The sequence below is a fragment of the Nocardia panacis genome, from assembly GCF_003598715.1.
In the GTDB taxonomy this organism is placed as follows: domain Bacteria; phylum Actinomycetota; class Actinomycetes; order Mycobacteriales; family Mycobacteriaceae; genus Nocardia; species Nocardia panacis.
In genome coordinates this window covers 716,737-735,073 of sequence record NZ_QZFU01000019.1, presented here as the reverse complement: position 1 = coordinate 735,073, position 18,337 = coordinate 716,737, and the positions used below count along the sequence as shown (strand labels likewise).

General features: G+C 66.2%; 20 protein-coding genes, 1 other RNA gene and 1 pseudogene. 19 read left to right on the top strand and 3 right to left on the bottom strand.

Going from position 1 to position 18,337, the window contains the following annotated elements; translation table 11 throughout:
• The coding region (locus D5S18_RS34915; protein ID WP_203236785.1) for a hypothetical protein at positions 1-219 on the top strand (219 nt) is incomplete at its 5' end.
• A gap of 79 nt (positions 220-298) precedes the next feature.
• Positions 299-1,417, top strand: a complete 1,119-nt coding sequence (prfB, locus tag D5S18_RS18095) for a peptide chain release factor 2 (protein WP_120042134.1) — start codon at positions 299-301, stop codon at positions 1,415-1,417.
• Between the two features lie 51 nt (positions 1,418-1,468).
• Here the strand turns inward: prfB and D5S18_RS18090 are convergent, their stop codons facing one another.
• Complete coding sequence (locus D5S18_RS18090; RefSeq protein ID WP_120042133.1) at positions 1,469-2,665, bottom strand: alpha/beta hydrolase family protein; 1,197 nt, start codon at positions 2,663-2,665, stop codon at positions 1,469-1,471.
• A 107-nt stretch (positions 2,666-2,772) separates the two neighbouring features.
• Here D5S18_RS18090 and D5S18_RS18085 point away from each other — a divergent pair, with 107 nt between their 5' ends.
• The 14 genes and pseudogenes from D5S18_RS18085 (at position 2,773) to ssrA (ending at position 13,804) form a co-directional block, all read left to right on the top strand.
• Positions 2,773-3,375: a TetR/AcrR family transcriptional regulator gene (locus D5S18_RS18085; RefSeq protein WP_120042132.1), complete on the top strand. Its 603-nt coding sequence runs from the start codon at positions 2,773-2,775 to the stop codon at positions 3,373-3,375.
• 127 nt (positions 3,376-3,502) lie between these two features.
• A complete protein-coding gene (locus D5S18_RS18080; protein ID WP_120042131.1) occupies positions 3,503-4,354 on the top strand; it encodes a mechanosensitive ion channel family protein in 852 nt (283 codons plus the stop codon).
• Positions 4,341-4,490: an Rv3103c transmembrane domain-containing protein gene (locus D5S18_RS34910; protein ID WP_158607899.1), complete on the top strand. Its 150-nt coding sequence runs from the start codon at positions 4,341-4,343 to the stop codon at positions 4,488-4,490. The genes D5S18_RS18080 and D5S18_RS34910 overlap by 14 nt, the downstream gene beginning before the upstream one ends.
• 80 nt (positions 4,491-4,570) lie before the next feature.
• Positions 4,571-5,251 (top strand): cell division ATP-binding protein FtsE, encoded by a 681-nt coding sequence (gene ftsE, locus D5S18_RS18075; RefSeq protein WP_439651149.1) that lies wholly within the window; start codon positions 4,571-4,573, stop codon positions 5,249-5,251.
• Positions 5,251-6,153, top strand: coding sequence for a permease-like cell division protein FtsX (gene ftsX / locus D5S18_RS18070; protein WP_120042129.1), 903 nt, complete (start codon positions 5,251-5,253; stop codon positions 6,151-6,153). Before ftsE ends, ftsX begins: the two co-directional genes overlap by 1 nt.
• 116 nt (positions 6,154-6,269) lie before the next feature.
• Positions 6,270-8,138, top strand: coding sequence for a DNA helicase RecQ (gene recQ / locus D5S18_RS18065; protein ID WP_239003838.1), 1,869 nt, complete (start codon positions 6,270-6,272; stop codon positions 8,136-8,138).
• A 124-nt stretch (positions 8,139-8,262) separates the two neighbouring features.
• Entirely contained in the window at positions 8,263-9,738 is a 1,476-nt protein-coding gene (gene phoA, locus D5S18_RS18060) for an alkaline phosphatase (RefSeq protein ID WP_239003837.1), read from the top strand.
• 49 nt (positions 9,739-9,787) lie between these two features.
• The gene (locus tag D5S18_RS18055) at positions 9,788-10,867 is read left to right on the top strand and encodes a metallophosphoesterase (protein WP_239003836.1); all 1,080 of its coding nucleotides are present in this window, start codon (positions 9,788-9,790) and stop codon (positions 10,865-10,867) included.
• 67 nt (positions 10,868-10,934) lie between these two features.
• Positions 10,935-11,171: a WLR motif membrane protein gene (locus D5S18_RS18050; protein WP_120042126.1), complete on the top strand. Its 237-nt coding sequence runs from the start codon at positions 10,935-10,937 to the stop codon at positions 11,169-11,171.
• 24 nt (positions 11,172-11,195) lie between these two features.
• Positions 11,196-11,399 (top strand): CopG family transcriptional regulator, encoded by a 204-nt coding sequence (locus D5S18_RS18045; RefSeq protein ID WP_439651140.1) that lies wholly within the window; start codon positions 11,196-11,198, stop codon positions 11,397-11,399.
• A complete protein-coding gene (locus tag D5S18_RS18040) occupies positions 11,396-11,770 on the top strand; it encodes a type II toxin-antitoxin system death-on-curing family toxin (protein WP_203236784.1) in 375 nt (124 codons plus the stop codon). Before D5S18_RS18045 ends, D5S18_RS18040 begins: the two co-directional genes overlap by 4 nt.
• Before the next feature lie 176 nt (positions 11,771-11,946).
• The gene (smpB, locus tag D5S18_RS18035) at positions 11,947-12,420 is read left to right on the top strand and encodes an SsrA-binding protein SmpB (RefSeq protein WP_120042240.1); all 474 of its coding nucleotides are present in this window, start codon (positions 11,947-11,949) and stop codon (positions 12,418-12,420) included.
• Positions 12,417-13,335, top strand: a pseudogene (locus D5S18_RS18030) (EamA family transporter). The gene smpB and the pseudogene D5S18_RS18030 overlap by 4 nt, the downstream one beginning before the upstream one ends.
• Positions 13,336-13,435: 100 nt before the next feature.
• Positions 13,436-13,804: a transfer-messenger RNA gene (gene ssrA, locus D5S18_RS18025) on the top strand.
• Positions 13,805-13,954: 150 nt separating this feature from the next.
• Here the strand turns inward: ssrA and D5S18_RS36390 are convergent.
• Both D5S18_RS36390 and D5S18_RS34905 read right to left on the bottom strand, forming a co-directional pair.
• Positions 13,955-14,407 carry a Scr1 family TA system antitoxin-like transcriptional regulator gene (locus D5S18_RS36390; protein ID WP_369410408.1) on the bottom strand — a complete coding sequence of 151 codons (453 nt, stop codon included), beginning with the start codon at positions 14,405-14,407 and terminating at the stop codon, positions 13,955-13,957.
• The gene (locus D5S18_RS34905) at positions 14,353-14,493 is read right to left on the bottom strand and encodes a hypothetical protein (RefSeq protein WP_158607898.1); all 141 of its coding nucleotides are present in this window, start codon (positions 14,491-14,493) and stop codon (positions 14,353-14,355) included. Before D5S18_RS34905 ends, D5S18_RS36390 begins: the two co-directional genes overlap by 55 nt.
• A 305-nt stretch (positions 14,494-14,798) precedes the next feature.
• Here D5S18_RS34905 and D5S18_RS18015 point away from each other — a divergent pair, with 305 nt between their 5' ends.
• The 3 genes from D5S18_RS18015 (at position 14,799) to D5S18_RS18005 (ending at position 18,327) form a co-directional block, all read left to right on the top strand.
• A complete protein-coding gene (locus D5S18_RS18015) occupies positions 14,799-15,680 on the top strand; it encodes a VWA domain-containing protein (RefSeq protein WP_120042123.1) in 882 nt (293 codons plus the stop codon).
• 221 nt (positions 15,681-15,901) lie between these two features.
• Positions 15,902-16,390, top strand: a complete 489-nt coding sequence (locus tag D5S18_RS18010; RefSeq protein ID WP_147403989.1) for a hypothetical protein — start codon at positions 15,902-15,904, stop codon at positions 16,388-16,390.
• A 32-nt stretch (positions 16,391-16,422) separates the two neighbouring features.
• Positions 16,423-18,327 (top strand): lipopolysaccharide kinase InaA family protein, encoded by a 1,905-nt coding sequence (locus D5S18_RS18005; protein WP_158607897.1) that lies wholly within the window; start codon positions 16,423-16,425, stop codon positions 18,325-18,327.
• Positions 18,328-18,337: the final 10 nt, after the last annotated feature.

The window sequence follows — 18,337 nt, the reverse complement described above, 5'->3', positions numbered from 1 at the left end:
GGCATCATCGCCGGGACCGTCGTCGACCTCGCCGGACAGATCGGCCGGGCTGTCCTGGCCGTGCCCCTACCTGCCCGCCGGGTCCGCGCCTGCCCCCGCGTCGTCAAACGCGCCATCTCCAAGCACCGCGCCAAAGTCGGCATCGACCGCAACAGCTACCGCATCACGATCCACATCGAAGTCCTCAACCAAGGCTTGACGACACCGGCCAAGACTTAACTGCGCGGCATTGGGTCTAGACCATAGTGTGGGCGTGGGGTTTCGCCGCTGTCGGGCCGGGCCGGTAGCCTGGATTACTGTGCACCCCGATGTCTCCGCCGATCTCGCCGAACTCGACACCACCCTGAAGACGGTCGAGTCCGTCCTCGATATCGAGGAGTTGCGCCGCCGCATCGATGAACTCGAGCACCAGGCCGCCGATCCGGACCTGTGGAACGATCAGGAGCACGCCCAGCAGGTCACCAGCGAACTCTCGCACGCCCAGAGCGAGTTGCGCCGCGTCGTCGATCTGCGGCAGCGCCTGGAAGATATGCCGGTCCTCTACGAATTGGCCGAGGCGGAGGAGGGCGAGTCGCGTACCGCCGCCATGGCCGACGCCGATGCCGAGCGCGCCGCGCTGCACGGCGATGTGGAGGCCTTGGAGGTGCGCACCCTGCTGTCCGGTGAATACGACAAGCGCGAGGCGCTGGTCAATATTCGTTCCGGCGCGGGCGGTGTCGACGCCGCCGACTGGGCACTGATGCTGATGGATATGTACATCCGCTGGGCGGAACGGCACAAGTACTCGGTGGAGGTCTACGACACCTCCTATGCCGAAGGCGCGGGCATCAAGAGCGCCACCTTCGCGGTGAAGGCCCCCTACGCCTACGGCACCCTCTCGGTCGAGATGGGCACCCACCGCCTGGTGCGCATCAGCCCATTCGACAACCAGGGCCGCCGCCAAACCTCCTTCGCCGAGGTCGAGGTGCTGCCCGTGGTGGAGACCACCGACCATATCGAGGTGCCGGAGACGGAGATCCGCGTCGATGTGTATCGCTCGTCGGGTCCGGGCGGTCAGAGCGTCAACACCACCGACTCCGCCGTGCGCATCACCCACCTGCCCACCGGCATCGTGGTGACCTGTCAGAACGAGAAGTCCCAGCTGCAGAACAAGATCTCGGCCATGCGGGTGTTGCAGGCCAAACTGCTCGAGCGCAAGCGCCAGGAGGAGCGCGCCCAGATGGACGCCCTCAAGACCAACGAGGGCGCCTCCTGGGGCAATCAGATGCGGTCGTACGTGCTGCATCCGTACCAGATGGTCAAGGATCTGCGCACCAACTTCGAGGTCAACAATCCCGACGCCGTGCTCAAGGGCGATCTGGACGGTTTCATCGAATCGGGTATCCGCTGGCGGATGCGCGAGGAAGTCGCGGGCTAGGGCCTCCGCCTTCGCTGCGGCCATACGCAGGTCTATGGCAGGCAGCGCCCGTCAGGCGAGGACGGTGCTCAGCCAGTCGAACAGGTGCTGATGGGTGCGCAGCATCGCGCCCATGTGGCAGTGCTCGCCCGAACCCTCGTCCTCGGTGCCGAGGATGTAGTGCTTCTCACAGGTCAGCGCATCGTAGACCCGGCGCGCCTCACCCTTGAAGAACAGATCGTTCTCGGCATCGAAAACCAGTGTGGGGCAGGAGATCAGATCCGTCAGCCCGGCCAGGGTGTAGGGCGCGGTCTTGCGGATGTAGTCGGCCGGGTTGCTCGCGCCGAAGGTCCACACCCCGTTCTGCAGCGCCCATCGCACCGTGGTGTCGAAATGCATCATCATGCCCGCGACGGGCACCGCCTCGGCGTCGCGACCCGTCATCACCCACTGCTGCAGGAACGGGGGCATTTGGCGGACATTGGCGGCGTGATAGTCGTAGAGGCCGTCGTTGAGGATGAGCGCGGCGATGCGGTGCTCGAAGGCCGCCGCCCTGGCCACCAGGTGGCCGCCGAGGCTGTAGCCGAACAGGGCGATGCGGCGCGGATCGATCGCCGCGATGGTGAGCGCGTAGTCGACGACCGGGGTGATGACGGCCTCCCAGTCGTGCCGGAACGGTAGCCCCTGCTCCCGGATGACCGCGCCCTGTCCGGGTCCGTCGAAGGCCAGCACCTGGTAGCCGCGCGCCAAAGCGCCTGCGGCCAAGGCGAAGTAGGCCTCCTCGGCGGGGGAGTCGTAGCCGTTGTTGAGGATGATCGTCGGCCGGGGTTCGCCCGAATCGTCCACCAGGAACAGGTATCCCGGAAGGGTGGTGCCCTCGTAGGGGATCGACACCGGTCGCACGGGGGTGTCCATGAGTTGGGCGGCGGCGGCGAAGGTTTCGCGGTAGCGGCCGGAGAGTTCTTTGGCCTCCGCGTCGTTGGCCGGGTCCTCGCGCCGGTAGAACTCGGCGGTCCGGTAGTAGTTCGAGGCGCGCAGCAGCGCTTCGCGGGCGCTGACCCGGTGTCCTTTGGCGAGGCTGTCGAGGCCGATCTGGTGCACGTGCTCGGCGGTGGCTCGCCATTCGCGCAACCATGCCTCGGTATCGCCGTTGGGGATGCGCGCGGCGGTTGCCAGCACCTCGCCGAGCTCGGCGCCGCCGTAGCAGGCGAAGCCGGCCGCGCGCAGTGTCTCGAAGGAGAATGATTCGTCGTCGAAGAGGAATTTCACGGTTCTACCTCGCTGTTTGCGTCGATACGACTGCGTTTCGTCGTATGGGAAGACGGTAGCGGACATTTACGTGTAAACGCAAGCGTTTCGTCGTTTAGGCTGTTCGCATGCCCGAATCAGTCACCCGTCGCCGCGCCCCGGCCGGGGCCGCCGTCATGCAGCCGCAGGTCACCGCCGCCATCACCGAGGCGGCACTGGCCGAGTTGGCGGAGGTCGGCTACGGAAAACTGTCGATGGAGGCCATCGCGCGTCGGGCCGCGGTGAGCAAGCCGACGCTGTATCGACGCTGGCCCACCAAGGAGCGACTGGTCATGGCCCTGATCACGCAGGTCGCGGTCGCGGCCGCCGAGGTGCCCGACACCGGCGACCTGCGCGGCGACCTCATCGCCTTCCTGGACACCAACATTCGCGGCCTGTCGCACCCGCAGGCCGCGCGCATCATCCCCGACCTGCTGGCCGAGGCGGGCCGCAACCCCGTACTGCGCGAGGCCCTGCAGACCGATATCGGCCGCACCCGCCGCGCCAAGGTCGTCGAACTGCTGCGCCGCGCCATCGATCGGGGTGAACTGCCCGCCGACCTGGATATCGAACTGGCATTGGATTTCCTTGCCGCACCGACCTTTTGGCGCTCACTCACCGGCGGCGACATCACCGAGCCCGGCTATCTGGACCGACTGGTCGAGATGATCATCGGGGCGCTGCGGGCATGATTCGGCCACTCGCGCGGCGGGGTAACCTTTTGCCCGTGCGTGTTCGAGAAGCCGGTCGGCGGCTACAGGAAGCCTGTCGGCGGCCACATCGGGGAGCCTGTCGGCTCGGGTCCCCTGGACGGGCGGGATGAACATCACCCTCGCCTCCTCCTCCGACACCGTGAACTGGCTGCGCTCCAGCGGCCTGGAAATCGTGCTGCTCATCCTGGGCGCGATGCTGTTCAGCCGCTTCGCCACCTTCGTGCGCGACCGCGTCACCCGTCGGATCGACGCGGGCTTCCGCAGCAGCGACGCGCTGGTGCGCTCGGAGGCCGCCAAACATCGGCACGCGCTGGCCCAGGTCGTCACCTGGGTGGTGCTGACCATCGTGTACGTGCTGGTCGGCATGGAGGTGCTGCGCCGACTCGGCTTCCAGGTCAGCGGGCTCGTCGCGCCCGCGGCGGTGCTCGGCGCCGCGCTGGGTTTCGGCGCGCAGCGCATAGTCCAGGACATCCTGGCGGGCTTCTTCCTGATCACCGAGCGGCAATACGGATTCGGCGATGTGGTGCGCATCGCGGTCACCGGCCAGCCCGAACCGGCCGAAGGTACGGTGGAGGACGTCACGCTGCGCATCACCACCGTGCGCAATTCCGATGGCGAGGTCATCACCGTCCCCAACGGCCAGATCGTGAAAGTCACGAACCTGTCCAAGGACTGGGCCCGCGCCGCCATCGACGTCCCGGTGCCCGCCAGCGCGGACATCACCAGGGTCAACGAGATCCTGCATCGGGTCGGCACCGAGGCGTACGCGGATACGAAGCTGCAACCGCTGCTCCTCGACGAGCCGAGCGTGATGGGCGTGGAGGACCTGGCGATGGATCAAATGAATATCCGAATGGTTGCCCGAACATTGCCGGGCAAGCAGTTCGAGGTCGGACGCGAGCTGCGGGTGCGGGTCGCCGCGGCGTTGCGCCGGGAGGGTTTGAGTGAGAACACGTAGATCGACAGCGATCCTGATGGCCACCTGGGTCGCCACATTCGTGCTTTACCTGTTCGTCAAGCCGGATCACACCATGTTCTCCGGGCCGGAACTGGTGGTGAATACCGTGCCCACGGCAGGCAATACGGCTCCGTAACCGCGTGGGCCGCCCCGACGCCGCCTTCCACCGCATGGTTGTCGCGCGGTTGCTGGCTACACTGGCTCCCCGTGATCACCATGCGGAACGTCACCAAGTCGTACAAGACGTCGACGCGACCCGCGCTGGACAATGTCTCGGTCGAGGTGGACAAGGGCGAATTCGTCTTCATCATCGGACCGTCCGGTTCGGGCAAGTCGACGTTCATGCGCCTGCTGCTGCGCGAGGAGGCCCCGAGCGCCGGGGAGATCCGGGTCGCCGACTTCCGGGTGGACCGGATGCCCGGCCGCCGGGTGCCGGGACTGCGGCAGCGCATGGGAGTGGTGTTCCAGGACTTCCGGCTGCTGCAACAGAAGACGGTGCAGCAGAATGTGGCCTTCGCGCTCGAGGTCATCGGCAAACGCCGCCAGTTCATCGAGCGCACGGTGCCGGAGGTATTGGATATGGTCGGTCTCGGCGGCAAGGCCGACCGGTTGCCCAGCGAATTGTCCGGCGGCGAACAGCAGCGGGTCGCCATCGCCCGCGCCTTCGTCAATCGGCCGCTGGTCCTGCTCGCCGACGAACCCACCGGCAATCTCGATCCCGATACCAGCGGCGACATCATGATGCTGCTCGAGCGGATCAACCGCACCGGGACGACGGTGCTCATGGCCACCCACGACAACCACATCGTGGACGCCATGCGCAGGCGGGTGGTCGAACTGGACCGGGGCAAACTGGTGCGCGACGAGGCGACGGGTGTGTACGGGGTGGATCGATAATGCGCGTCAGCTTCCTAGTCGGCGAGGTCCTGCGCGGGCTGCGCCGCAATGTCACCATCACCGTCGCGATGATCCTCACCACCATGGTCTCGCTGACCATGCTCGGCGGCGGACTGCTCTCGGTGCGGATGGCCGACAAGACCGGCGAATTCTTCGCCAGCCGTATCGAATTGCGGTTCTACCTCGACGACGATGTCTCCAAGAACGATCAGGACTGCTCCCAGGAGCCCTGTAAATCGCTGGTGTCGGACCTGAAGAAGTCCAATGGCGTGGTCAGCGTCCAGTTCCTCAATCGCGACGCGGCGCTGAAGGAGGCACAGGACCTGTTCAAGGGGCAACCGACGATGGCCGAGTACGTCACCCAGACTCCGCTGCCCGCCTCGCTGCGCGTCAAGATGACCGACGCGCGCGACTATCCGCGGGTGCTGGACGAATTCGGCAAGCGCAAGGGCATCAAGTTCGGCACCAATGACAAGGAGATCGTCGACCGCATGATCAGCGTGTTCGACGGTCTGCGCAATGCCGCGTTCGGCCTGGCCATCGTGATGGCGTTGGCGGCGCTGCTGCTGATCGCGAATATGGTGCAGATCGCGGCCTTCACCCGGCGGACCGAGGTGGGGATCATGCGGCTGGTCGGCGCGACGCGCTGGTACACGCAGTTGCCATTCCTGTTGGAGGCCGTGGTCGCGGCGATCTTCGGGTCGATTCTCGCGGTGGGGGCGCTGCTGTTGGCTCGACCCATGGTGATCGACAAGGTGCTGGGGCAGTTGTTCGACGAGAATGTCTTTCCGCGCATCACCGGGTCCGATATCGCCAATGTCGCGCTGACCATCGCGCCGATCGGGATCGTGTTCGCGGCGCTCACGGCGTATGCGACGCTGCGGTTCTACGTGCGGGAATGAGGTCGGAAGTCGCCGGTGCACCGTGAGTTATCCACCTGTGCACAACCTTTCGTGCGACCTGGGATCTGCGGTCCGGGACGCGGGGGCGGTCGGTGGACGCTCGTAGGATGGGCCGCGTGACTCTCCCCGACCAGGTTGGCACCCCCACCACCGCATCCACCGCCGCCGCGGAATCCGGTGCGGCGCAGGAGGTTCTGCGCCGCGTCTTCGGCTACGACCGCTTCCGCGGCGATCAGGCCGAGATCGTGGCCCATGTGATCGACGGCGGGGATGCGCTGGTGCTCATGCCCACCGGCGGCGGCAAATCGCTGTGCTACCAGGTGCCCGCCCTGGTGCGTCCAGGCGTCGGGGTGGTCGTCTCCCCGCTCATCGCCCTGATGCAGGACCAGGTCGACGCGCTCAGTGCCCTGGGCGTCCGCGCAGGCTTCCTCAACTCCACCCAATACCCGGACGAGCGCCGCACTGTCGAGGCGCAATTCGTGGCGGGCGAACTCGACCTGCTCTACCTCGCCCCCGAGCGGCTGCGCCTGGAATCCACCACCCAACTGCTGGCGCGGGGCGAGATCGCGCTGTTCGCCATCGATGAGGCACACTGCGTCTCCCAGTGGGGCCACGACTTCCGGCCCGACTATCTGGAACTGTCGGTCCTGCATCAACGCTGGCCCAAGGTGCCACGGGTCGCCCTCACCGCCACCGCCACCGAACGCACCCGCGACGAGATCGTGCACCGGCTCGACCTCGGTTCCTCCCGGCAGTTCGTGGCCAGCTTCGACCGCCCCAATATCCAGTACCGCATCGAGCCCAAGAATCGTCCCGAGCGGCAACTGCTGGATTTCATCCGCACCGAGCACGCGGGCGATGCGGGCATCGTCTACTGCCTGTCCCGCAATTCGGTGGAGAAAACCGCCGCCTTCCTGAACGAGAACGGCATCAGCGCCGTCCCCTATCACGCCGGTCTCGACAATCGGGTCCGCGCCGCGAATCAGTCGCGCTTCCTGCGCGAGGAGGGGTTGGTGGTGGTGGCCACCATCGCCTTCGGCATGGGTATCGATAAACCCGATGTGCGCTTCGTCGCCCATTTGGATCTGCCGAAATCCGTCGAGGGCTACTACCAGGAGACGGGCCGCGCGGGCCGCGACGGTCAACCGTCCACCGCGTGGATGGTCTACGGGCTGGCCGATGTGGTGCAGCAGCGCAAGCTCATCGACAACTCCGAGGGCGACGCGGCGCACCGCCGCCAACTTCAGTTGCATCTGGACGCCATGCTCGCCCTGTGCGAGACGGTCGGCTGTCGCCGCACCCGCCTGCTGGCCTACTTCGGCCAGCCGGACCAAACCCCCTGCGGCAACTGCGATACCTGCCTCACCCCACCCGAATCGTGGGACGGCACCGTCGCCGCGCAGAAGTTGCTGTCCACGGTGCTGCGCCTCAAGCGCGAGCGGGGCCAGAGCTTCGGCGCGGGCCACATTATCGAGATCCTGCTCGGCAAGCAGAACCCGAAGGTGCTGCAATACGACCATCACGAGCTCAAGGTCTTCGGTATCGGCACCGATCTGCGCGATACCGAATGGCGCGGGGTGGTGCGGCAATTGCTGGCGGCGGGTCTGCTCGCGGTCCACGGCGACTACGGCGTGCTCACCCTCACCGAAGCCAGCAATGAGGTCCTCTTCGACGGGCGCAAGGTGCCGCTGCGCCGCGAGCCCGAACGCGCCGCCAAACCGGCCCGCGCGGCCAAATCCCCCAAGGTCGCGGTCGAACTCGCCCCGGCCGACGCCTCCCTGTTCGATCGGCTGCGCAAGTGGCGTGCCGCCACGGCCAAGGAGCAGGGCGTCCCCGCCTACGTCGTCTTCCACGACGCGACGCTGCGCGAGATCGCGGCCCGCAAACCCGCGAGCCTGGCCGAACTGGGCGCCATCAGCGGAATCGGTGAGAACAAGCTGGCCAAATACGGCGCGGGCGTCTTGGAGGTGCTGGCCGAGGAATAGTGCGTCCCGGTCCTTCATCCAGCGCTGGCACTTCATCCAACGGCCACCGCGCCTTTGCTGTTGATTAAGACAATCCGGGCACGCTCTGTCCGTATTTCTATCTGGAACAGATGAGGTTATAGCGATGTTCGATGTCACCGGGTCCCGGATCTTCCGGGCCTGCGCCATGGTTGGAGCCGCCGCGCTGCTGACCGGCGTGGTCGCGGGCTGCGGCTCCGATACGCCCAAACAGTCCAACGGCGAGCTGTTCAGCCAGGCCGCACCGGGCAAGGTCAGCGAGAACGGTGGCGCCCGCAGGCTCACCGGCGACCGCAGCGAGGCGCTGCGCGCCTCCATCAACTCCGCGCAGGCCAAGAATGTCATCCTGCTCATCGGCGATGGCATGGGCGATTCGGAGATCACGGTGGCCCGCAATGTCGCCGAGGGCGCGGGCGGCTTCTTCAAGGGCATCGACGCGCTGCCGCTCACCGGTTCCTACACCCACTACGCGCTCGACAAGTCCGGTAAGCCGAACTACGTCACCGATTCCGCGGCCAGCGGCAGCGCCTGGGCCACCGGCACCAAGACCTACAACGGCGCGATCGGCGTCGACATCGCAGGCAAGCCGCAGGCGAACCTGATCGAGATCGCCAAGGCCAATGGCAAAGCCACCGGCAATATCACCACCGCCGAGATCCAGGACGCCACCCCGGCGGTTCTCGCCGCCCACGTCACCGACCGCAAGTGCTACGGGCCGGAGGAGACCGCCGCCAAGTGCCCGACCAACGCCAAGGAGCAGGGCGGCCTCGGTTCCATCTCCGAGCAGTTGCTCGACACCCGCGCCGATGTCACCCTCGGCGGCGGCGCGAAATCCTTCGACCAGAAGGCCACCGCGGGGCAATACAAGGACAAGACGCTCAAGGAGCAGGCCCAGGCCCGCGGCTACACGATCGTCAACGACAAGGCGGGCCTCGAGGCCGTCACCAAGGCCGACCAGGACAAGCCCGTGCTCGGGCTGTTCGCCTCCGGCAATATGCCGGTCCGCTGGACGGGGGAGAAGGCCGTGCACAACGGCCTGAACAACCCGGCCCAGACCTGCAAGGACAATCCGGAGCGCAAGGCGGGCCAGCCCGAACTCGCCGCCATGACCCGCAAGGCGATCGACCTGCTCAAGGATCGCAAGGACGGCTTCTTCCTCCAGGTCGAGGGCGCGTCGATCGATAAGCAGGATCACGAGGCCAACCCGTGCGGTCAGGTCGGCGAGACCGTCGACCTGGACGCCGCCGTGCAGGCCGCCCTGGAATTCGCCAAGCAGGACGGCAACACCCTGGTCGTCGTCACCGCCGACCACGCGCACTCCAGCCAGATTGTGCCGCTCGAAACCAAGTCGCCCGCGCTGACCAGCAAGGTCGTCACCAAGGACGGCGCCGAGATCGGCATCTCCTACGGCAATGCCGAGGAGGGCGGTTCGCAGGAGCACACCGGCACCCAGTTGCGGGTGGCCGCCTACGGTCCGCGCGCGGCCAATGTCGTCGGACTCACCGACCAGACCGATATGTTCTTCACCATCAGTGACGCGCTCGGACTCGATCGCGCCAAGAAGGCCGCTCCGGGCAAGTGAGCGCGGCCCCCGGTCCCCGTGCGGGGCGCGCTCAGTAGTGTCACGGGATGTGAACGCTGAGCACGGATTCGGTCGCCGCGGCTTCCTCGCCGGGGCGGGCGCCGTCGCGGCCGGGCTGCCGTTCGTGGGACGCACTCCCGCGAACGCGGTCCCGGTCGCGGCGGATATCGCCAAACTTCCCTTTCCTACCGAGCGCTCGCTGCGCATCCTGATCACCGGCGATGCGGGCACCGGCAATCGCAACCAGTGGGCCGTCGCCGAGGCCATGCGCGAACAGCACCGCCGCGCACCCTTCGCGCTCGCACTCGGACTCGGCGACAATATCTACGAGCGCGGCCCGAACGGCGCGGACGATCCCCAATTCCGCGAGAAGTTCGAAAACCCCAATGCCGGACTGGATTTCCCGTGGCTCATGGCGCTCGGCAATCACGACAACAGTTCGGTTGTCCCCGGTGACGGCGGCTGGCTGCTGCGCGGCAATGACGAGGTCGAATATCACGCCCGCTCGGCGCGCTGGTGGATGCCGAGCCGCTACTACTCGGTGGCGATTCCGGCCCGGCAGCCCGTCGTCGAATTCTTCGTCCTGGACGTGAACCCGCTGGCCGCCTATCTCCCGCCGATATTCTCGCCCTACTGGTCGCCGGACGGGCAGTTCATGAACGAGCAGCGCGCCTGGCTCGACGCCGCACTGGACGCCTCCGCGGCCACCTGGAAAATCGCCTGCACCCACCACCCGTACCTGAACAACGGTCCGCACGGCAATGCCGGACGCTACGAGGGTATCGATATCGCCCCGCTCAATGGTGTGCACGCGCAACGCTTCTTCGAGGACCACGTGCTCGGGCGGACCCACCTGCTGCTCTCCGGTCACGACCACTCCCTGCAGGTGCTCGAGCCCACCCCGGCGACTAGGGGCACCCGCCAGATCGTTTCCGGCGCCGCCGCCAAAACCGTTGCCGCCGAACCGAAGATCAACCCCACCGGCACCAATCCGGCCCTGTTCGAGAACTACCACCAGCTCGGCTTCATGGTCATGGATCTCACCCCGGACCGCATCGACCTCGCCGTCCACACCGTCGACCCGACGGGCGGCCCCGCCGTCGAAGCCTTCGCCCGCCGTCTCGCCTGAGTTCCAATACCGTTGCGGTGCCGCATAATTACGCAACACCCAGGGTTCGCCCGACTACCGTGGCGGCATGCAGAACGACGGCCCCGCCGGGGCCGACCCCGGCGCGTCGGCCCCGGACGCCCCCGACCCACCGGACCCCATCCCGGCGCGCCGCCCCCGCCGCACCGACCCCGCCGTGGATCAGACCTGGCTGGTCCACCACCACGACCCCGCCCCGTCACCACCCCGCCTGTCCACCCTGCTTCTACTGGCCTGCTTCCTCGCCGTCCTGACCGTCTATCTCCTCTACGCCCCCGCCACGTAGCCGATGAGGTACCACAATGGTACCTTGGTGGTTGTGCCGATTCGATTGAGCGAGGACAACGAGATCAGACTGAGCAAGCAGGCCGAAGTGGAGGGGGTGAGCATGAACCAGATCGCGAACAAGGCAATCGCCGAGTACGTGGAGCGCCATGCCCACCGCGACCGGGTGCGCAAATCTGCCACCACCCAGGCTGCTCGGTTCGCTGAACTCATGGAGCGGTTGAAGTGATCGAGTACCTCGATCTCGAGGATGTGGTGTGGATTGCCAACGAACTCGTGATGGAGGGAAGCGCGCGGATTCGGGACCTAGGGCTATTGCAATCGGCGATCTTCCGCCCAGGGGCGAGCGCGTTCGGTGAAGATGCCTACCCGGACCTGTTCGACAAGGCGGCAGCGTTGCTGCAATCGCTGGCACGCAATCACCCATTCATCGACGGGAACAAGCGGACGGCGTGGCTGTCCACCGTTACGTTCCTGGATATCAACGGGATTCGGCTGAATGTGGAAACCGACGCTCAGGAACGCCTCGTGATTTCCATAGCAACCGGGGAGATGGAAGAGATAGACAAGATCGCCGCCGCCCTGCGGCACTTCCGCTGAGCGATCGGAGCGTTGGCTGCGCCGAGCGAAGTGAAACCGCTTGCCGCGCGGGTGGGTGCATCGGCTACAAAGGGTTGACGATCCCGCGGCTGCCGCACGGCCACGCCGGGGTGCAGAGCCGGAATATCGGACGGCAACAGGCCGTTGACCGGGCCGGACGGTGAGGAAAGGTGTTCATGAAGGAGAAGGGGCGCAAGGTCATCGCGACCAATCGCCGGGCGCGGCACAACTACACGATCCTGGACATCTACGAGGCCGGGATCGCACTGGTCGGCACCGAGGTCAAGAGCCTGCGCGAGAGCAAGGCGTCGCTGGTCGACGCGTTCGCCACCGTCGACGACGGCGAAGTATGGCTGCGCGGACTGCACATCCCGGAGTTCAGCCACGGCACCTGGACCAACCACTCCCCGCGCCGGACCCGCAAACTCCTGCTGCACCGCCGCGAGATCGACAAACTCACCGGCAAAGCCAAAGAGGGCAACAACACACTGGTCCCGCTGTCGATGTACTTCGCCGACGGCAAGGTGAAGGTCGAGTTGGCGCTGGCAAGAGGTAAACAGGACTACGACAAGCGGCAGGACCTGGCCCGGCGCACCGCCGAGCGCGAGGTCACCCGCGAGATCGGGCGACGGGTCAAAGGTATGCATTGATCACCGTCCTGCTCGCGTTGTCGGCCGCGGTCGGTTACGGCGTGAGCGATTTCTTCGGTGGTGTCGCGTCCCGGCGGGTCACGGCGCTGCGCGTGGTCATCGTCTCCTAACGGGCGCTGTCGGCGCAGCCGCCCGCAGACCCGCGCACGGCCGGAGCGGAGGCGGAGGTACGCCTACCCGCTGTCGATCCTGCTGGTCTCGCTGGTGCTGCCACTGGTCGGCGGCCGTCCCGACCTCGGATCCATCCTGTGGGGTCTGGCGGCCGGAGTCGCGGGCGGTCTGGCGGTGTGGTGGTTCTACGCCGCGTTGGCCGACGGGCCGATGGCGGTGGTGTCGCCGATCACGGCGGTCCTGGTCGCCGGGATCCCCGTCCTCGTCGGGCTGGGGCTCGGAGAGCGGCCCGGTGCGCCCGCCATCGGCGGGATCGCACTCGCCCTGATCGGGGTGCTGCTGGTCAGCCGGGAATCGCCCGGCGAGGCCACCGACAGCAGTGGACCGCGCTTCAACCGGCGGGTGGCACTGCTGACCGTCGGTAGTGGTCTGGCCTACGGGTTCGCCTTCGTCTTCCTGCACGAGACCTCCGGCGGATCCGGACTCTGGCCGCTGCTGGCCCAGCGGCTCGCGGCCACCGCCGTCGTCTGGGTGATGGCGCTCAGCGCGGGCGAATTCCGGGCGGTGCGCGGCAAGCCGCTCCGCCTCGCCGCCTACATCAGCGTGCTGGACGTGATCAGCAACGCGGCGCTGCTGTACGCCTTCCACGGCTCGCTGCTCTCGCTGGTCAGCGTGCTCGGCTCGCTGTACCCGGCGGCGACGGTCCTGCTGGCCATGGTGCTGCTCGGGGAGCAGGTCCGACGATCACAGCAGTTCGGGCTGCTGCTCGCCCTCGGGGCCGTCGCACTCATCGCCGTCGGATGAAGGCCGGTGCGGGGCAGCGCATTCGGCGCAGCCGGATATCGGGATGATCTTGGCCGCGCCCGGTGTTAACATAACTATCCCGGCACGGTGCCGGGCGTACGGGGCTGAACGGTTTCGACTGCGTACGTTGAATCAGGGGAAGCGTGTCGGTGCAGGCAAGAGACCACCGTAAGCGTCGCTGCAACCAATTAAGCGCCGATTCTCATCAGCGCGAGTACGCTCTCGCTGCCTAAGCGATAGCGTCTCTGTCGGCCCGGGATATGCCCTCGATTCCGGTGCCGGCATCAGCTAGAGGGCTCACCGTCTCACCCGGTCGCGGGGCGAGCCGGAACATCGAACAGCGACTGGGATCGTCATCCGAGCTCGTTCGCGTGACCCGGAGATCCAAGTAGAGACATAGCGAACTGCACACGGAGAAGCCCTGAAGACACGGCGGAGGACCCGGGTTCGATTCCCGGCAGCTCCACTTGATAGGCGGCCCATGCTCATGGAGAGCATGGGCCGTTTCTCGTTCCGCGTGTTTTTGTGGGGCGAAGCCCCCACGCCCCACCCGGCGGGCTGCGCCCCCGGACCCCCTTTGTGTTGGTCACCTTTTCTGGTGATGTCCAGTTGTTGGGTCTCATCCGTGCGCGCTGGTCCTGTTGCCTGCCCCCGGACCCCTTTTCTCGGCTCGCCTCCCCGATGCCGCGCCCCGGTCAACAATCATTTTCATTGTCAAGCAGTCCTGAACGCCGCGTCGGCGTTCGGCCTCGACACCTGCCCGAATTCCCTCTTCGTCGACGACCATGTCACCGCAGCCACCGCCATCGAGGTAGGCGGTCGCCGGTTCGGTGGGGATGTCCAGGACAGCGAACGAGCTGGGTGGGTGACCGCCGAGTTCGGCGGTGAAGGGCAGGAGACGGATGGTGATGTTCGGTCGCTCGCTGTCGAGGATCAACTTGTGTATTTGCTCCGCCATTGTTCGGGCACTGCCGACTACTCGGTAGAGCATCGACTCGTCGAGGACGACTGTGAACTTCAGTGGCGCGGACCGTGATACGAGAACGGATCGGCGTGCGAGTCGAGTCTCGATTCCGGACCGGGACCGATCAGCGCTTGGGCGTAGGAGGATCCGACGCCCACCGGGGCGGCGGTGCAGAAACGCCTCGGCATCGACATCGATGTCCTCGACGCCGAACTTCACGAAGCCCTCACCCAGTGCGGCGGACAAGGTGAGTGGGTCGTGCATCTGAGCGGTCCCCGATGACGAGACCACCCAGAACTTGAGTCCAGGCGATTTCGGTCCGTGTTCAGTTGGTCCGGCAGGCCACGGGTGGCTGAGTTGGTCCAGCCGCACATTTTCGGTCCGTGGGGCGTAACCTACGCGCAGGAACTCGTCGCGTACCGCACGGGGACGTGACGGGGTCGGCCATCCGCCGACGATCACGGGTGGTCAACACTTTATTCTGCGGGGAGGTACTTGGATGTATTCGGCCGAGATCAACAATAAGCAGCCGGCGCTACTCGTACTGCTCATTGATCAGTCCTTTTCGATGCTGGAGTCTTGGGCGGAGACCGAGCAGTCGAAGGCGGCTGCCCTGGCCGCGGCGGTCAACAATCTGCTGGGCAATGCCGTGGCCCTGTGCAGTCGCGGAGAAGAGGAGGTAAACGGATACTTCGACATCGGCGTGCTGGGATACGGGCAGACGGTGGGACCCGTGCTGAATGGCACCGACACCGAGCAGGTCGTCGCATCGATCCAGCATGTGGCCGATAATCCGCTGCGGTTGGACACGGTGACGCGGCGGGTCCCCGACGGCGCCGGTGGGGTGGTCGCGCGGCAGCAGTTGATGCCGATCTGGCTGGATGCCGCCGCCAACGGCGCGACGCCGATGACGGCCGCCTTCACAGCGATCGAGCCGGTGGTGCAGTCGTGGTGCGCCGCCCATACGTCGAGCTTCCCGCCGATCGTCATCAACGTGACCGACGGCATGAGTACCGACGGCCAGCCACGGGAGGTGGTGAACCGTATCCGGCAGCTGGGCACCGATGACGGGAAGGCGCTGGTGTTCAATCTGCACCTTTCCGGTATCCCGAGTCAGCCGGTTCGGTTTCCAGCGTCCGCGGCTGGTCTCACCGATCCGAATGCGGCCATGCTCTACGACCTTTCGAGTGAGTTGCCGCCGGCGATCCTGGAAGCCGCTGCGGCGCTACACTATCCCGTCGAACCGCATGCCCGCGGTTTCCTCTACAACGCCGATGCCGCAACCGTCATCGACTTCCTGGATATCGGTACGCGTTCGGTCACGCCGACCGGGTTACGAGAGCTGACGGCCGGAGATTCGGAGGACGGGACCGCTGGGTGACGACGCCTTCGGCGATTCTGGGATCAGTGCCCAAAAACGGTCGTACAGAGGCAGAGAACGATGATCGAGCAGCCGCGGGGCAGCTTCGGTACGCGGTGGCCGATGGTGCCACCGACTCGAGTCGCGCGGGAGTCTGGGCGGAGATTCTCGCCGCGGCATTCGTGCTGAACTGGCCGGTGCCGGTGCGCATTTTCGACACCCGGATACTCGACAGGCTGCGCATGCGCTGGCGGCGCACGGTGTATCGCGACACGCTGCCGTGGCATGCGATATGGAAGCTCGACCGCGACCCTGGCGCCGCGGCCTTCGCCGGGGTCGAGCTAGACCCGCCGTCGCGATCGTATGACGTTGTCGCGGTGGGAGATTGCTGCGTCTTTCACATCCGGCACCGGGAACTCGTGAATGTGGGACCGATAGACGATTGGCGAAAGTTCACCTCGCGCCCGGATCTGGTGAAAGCGACGCGAGGCGAGGAATCTCACCGCGCCGCCCTCTGGCGGTATCACGGGACCTATCAGCAGGGTGATCTTCTCGTCCTGGCCACCGATGCCTTGTCGAAATACCTGCTGCGCCGGTATGAACGCACCGGCGAGGTCGATATCGATGAGTGTGATGTCGGCTCGGATCATTTCGCCGACTGGGTTGCCGGCGCCCGCAGCACGGGCGAACTCGACAACGACGACACGACAGCCTGTGTGGTAACGCTATGAGGCCCCCGTCTCTGTTGCAGTATCAATTGGCTGTGCAGAACCCGGACATCGCATTCGCTCGCGACCCGGAACTGATCGACGGTGAATGTCAGCGCGATCGCCGGGGCATGCCGAAGGTCGCATCGGGCGGCTTCGCCGCGACTTTCCGGATCCACAACGGCGACCGGCACTGGGCGGTACGGTGTTTCCACCGCACCGGTGGCGGCGATCGGCACCTGCTGGAGCGTTACCAGCAGATCGGGAATTTCATCACAGCACATCCCGCACTCGATTTCCTTGTTCCCGTGACGTACCTGAGCAACGGAATCAAGGTTGGAGACAACGACTTCCCGACTGTGCGGATGCGGTGGGTCAACGGTGTATCGCTGGGAGTGTGGCTGGCACGCTGGGCGAGCGGCCCCGCACCGGTCCCGCAGGCGGTCGAGACCGTGCGAGCCGCCATCGGCGCGGCGGTGGCGGCGTTGCGGCGCAACGGAGTTGCACACGGCGATCTGCAGCACGGGAATATCCTCGTCCGGCCGGACTCGAGCATCTGGCTGATCGACTACGACGGGATGTACCTGCCCGCAATCGCGGACTACGGAGCGATCGAAGAAGGTCACCGCAACTATCAGCATCCCGACCGGGGAACGCATTACGACGACACCCTGGACCGATTCGCGGCCGAATCCATCGATCTATCGCTGTCCGCGCTGGCCCGCCGGCCCCGGCTCTGGGAAGACTACGGTGGCACCGGCGAGAATCTCCTGTTCACGGCAACGGATTTCGCCGATCCGGAGCAATCCCGTGTCTTCGACGAGCTGAAGTCGATCGGCGATCTGGCTGACCGAGTACAGCGATTCCGGGATGCGTGCAGGGCCGGATACTCCGATATCGAGACGGCATTGTGTGGCCGTCCGCCCACGACGTTGCACGGTCCGCGGACTGTGGCTTTCGGTCGTGTGGTTCCCGGTGACCAGGCCGATGAACTCCGGGCGCTGGCCGGGGAGGTGGTGACCGTTTTCGGCACGGTGGTTTCGACGAAGATGCCGATGGACGGTGTCGCACTGATCAATCTGGGAATCTGGCAGAGCGGAGATTTTACGATCGTCGGCTTTGACGAGGTCGCCGGCGCGTTGCACAAGAGTCACGGGCGAGACGGAAGGTATGGAAAGTGGCTGCCGCGCTTGGAGGGGGAACGAGTCGCTGTCACGGGTCTGGTAACGCTGTTTCAGAGTAAGCATGCGCGGCAGGCGACTCCGCAGATCATCCTAGACGATGCCCGGTTCTTGCAGATTCTCGATGACGCCCGGCTCGACGAGTACGAACGTGATGCGCGGCGGAGGTTCGATCCGAGTCCCGCACCGCCACAGCAGCCGAAAGCCTGTGATACACGTATCGAGACCCACCATCGGAGCGCTGCGCCGTCCGCACGCTCGGCGGCCGGAACTGCCCGGACCGCCTCGCGGGCACCACTCGAGACCGAGCGGGAGGCGAATCGTAATGCTCAGCTGGACAAGCGATATCGCAACAGGAAGCCGGGAACTTCTCAGGTTCCGCCACCCGATCCGCGGCTGCCGGCTGCGCCCGCACCGAAACCGGCTGCAGCACAGCGCCCGCAGGTGAGCCCGCCGCCTTCTCCGGGACCCGTCGCACCGCCCGCGAACAATCGCCCGCCGCCGGTCCCGCCGCAGTACCGGACCATCCGGATCGATCCGGCGCTGCCTCCGCCCTCCTCCCACCAGGCACCACCTCCACCCGTGCCGCCGGTGTATGTCCCGCCGCAGCCGGCGTACCAGCCGCCCCCGTCCCAGCCGATCTACCGGACTTCCCCGGCGTACTCGCCACTCCCGGCTCGCCCGTCGGCTTCGCCGCGCCAGAATCGGCGTCGCGATGCGTTCTTTCTGATACTGCTGGTGGCCGCTGTCGTGGGGCTCGCACTGGTGATACTTCTATAGCAGGAGGGGC

What these genes read in the sequence shown, in the direction of transcription:
- D5S18_RS18085 (WP_120042132.1), top strand. Translation starts at nt 2,773, where the DNA reads ATGCCCGAATCAGTCACCCGTCGCCGCGCCCCGGCCGGGGCCGCCGTC.
- D5S18_RS18080 (WP_120042131.1), top strand. Translation starts at nt 3,503, where the DNA reads ATGAACATCACCCTCGCCTCCTCCTCCGACACCGTGAACTGGCTGCGC.
- ftsE (WP_439651149.1), top strand. Translation starts at nt 4,571, where the DNA reads ATGCGGAACGTCACCAAGTCGTACAAGACGTCGACGCGACCCGCGCTG.
- ftsX (WP_120042129.1), top strand. Translation starts at nt 5,251, where the DNA reads ATGCGCGTCAGCTTCCTAGTCGGCGAGGTCCTGCGCGGGCTGCGCCGC.
- phoA (WP_239003837.1), top strand. Translation starts at nt 8,263, where the DNA reads ATGTTCGATGTCACCGGGTCCCGGATCTTCCGGGCCTGCGCCATGGTT.
- D5S18_RS18050 (WP_120042126.1), top strand. Translation starts at nt 10,935, where the DNA reads ATGCAGAACGACGGCCCCGCCGGGGCCGACCCCGGCGCGTCGGCCCCG.
- smpB (WP_120042240.1), top strand. Translation starts at nt 11,947, where the DNA reads ATGAAGGAGAAGGGGCGCAAGGTCATCGCGACCAATCGCCGGGCGCGG.
- D5S18_RS34905 (WP_158607898.1), bottom strand. Translation starts at nt 14,493, where the DNA reads ATGTCGATGCCGAGGCGTTTCTGCACCGCCGCCCCGGTGGGCGTCGGA.
- D5S18_RS18015 (WP_120042123.1), top strand. Translation starts at nt 14,799, where the DNA reads ATGTATTCGGCCGAGATCAACAATAAGCAGCCGGCGCTACTCGTACTG.
- D5S18_RS18010 (WP_147403989.1), top strand. Translation starts at nt 15,902, where the DNA reads ATGCGCTGGCGGCGCACGGTGTATCGCGACACGCTGCCGTGGCATGCG.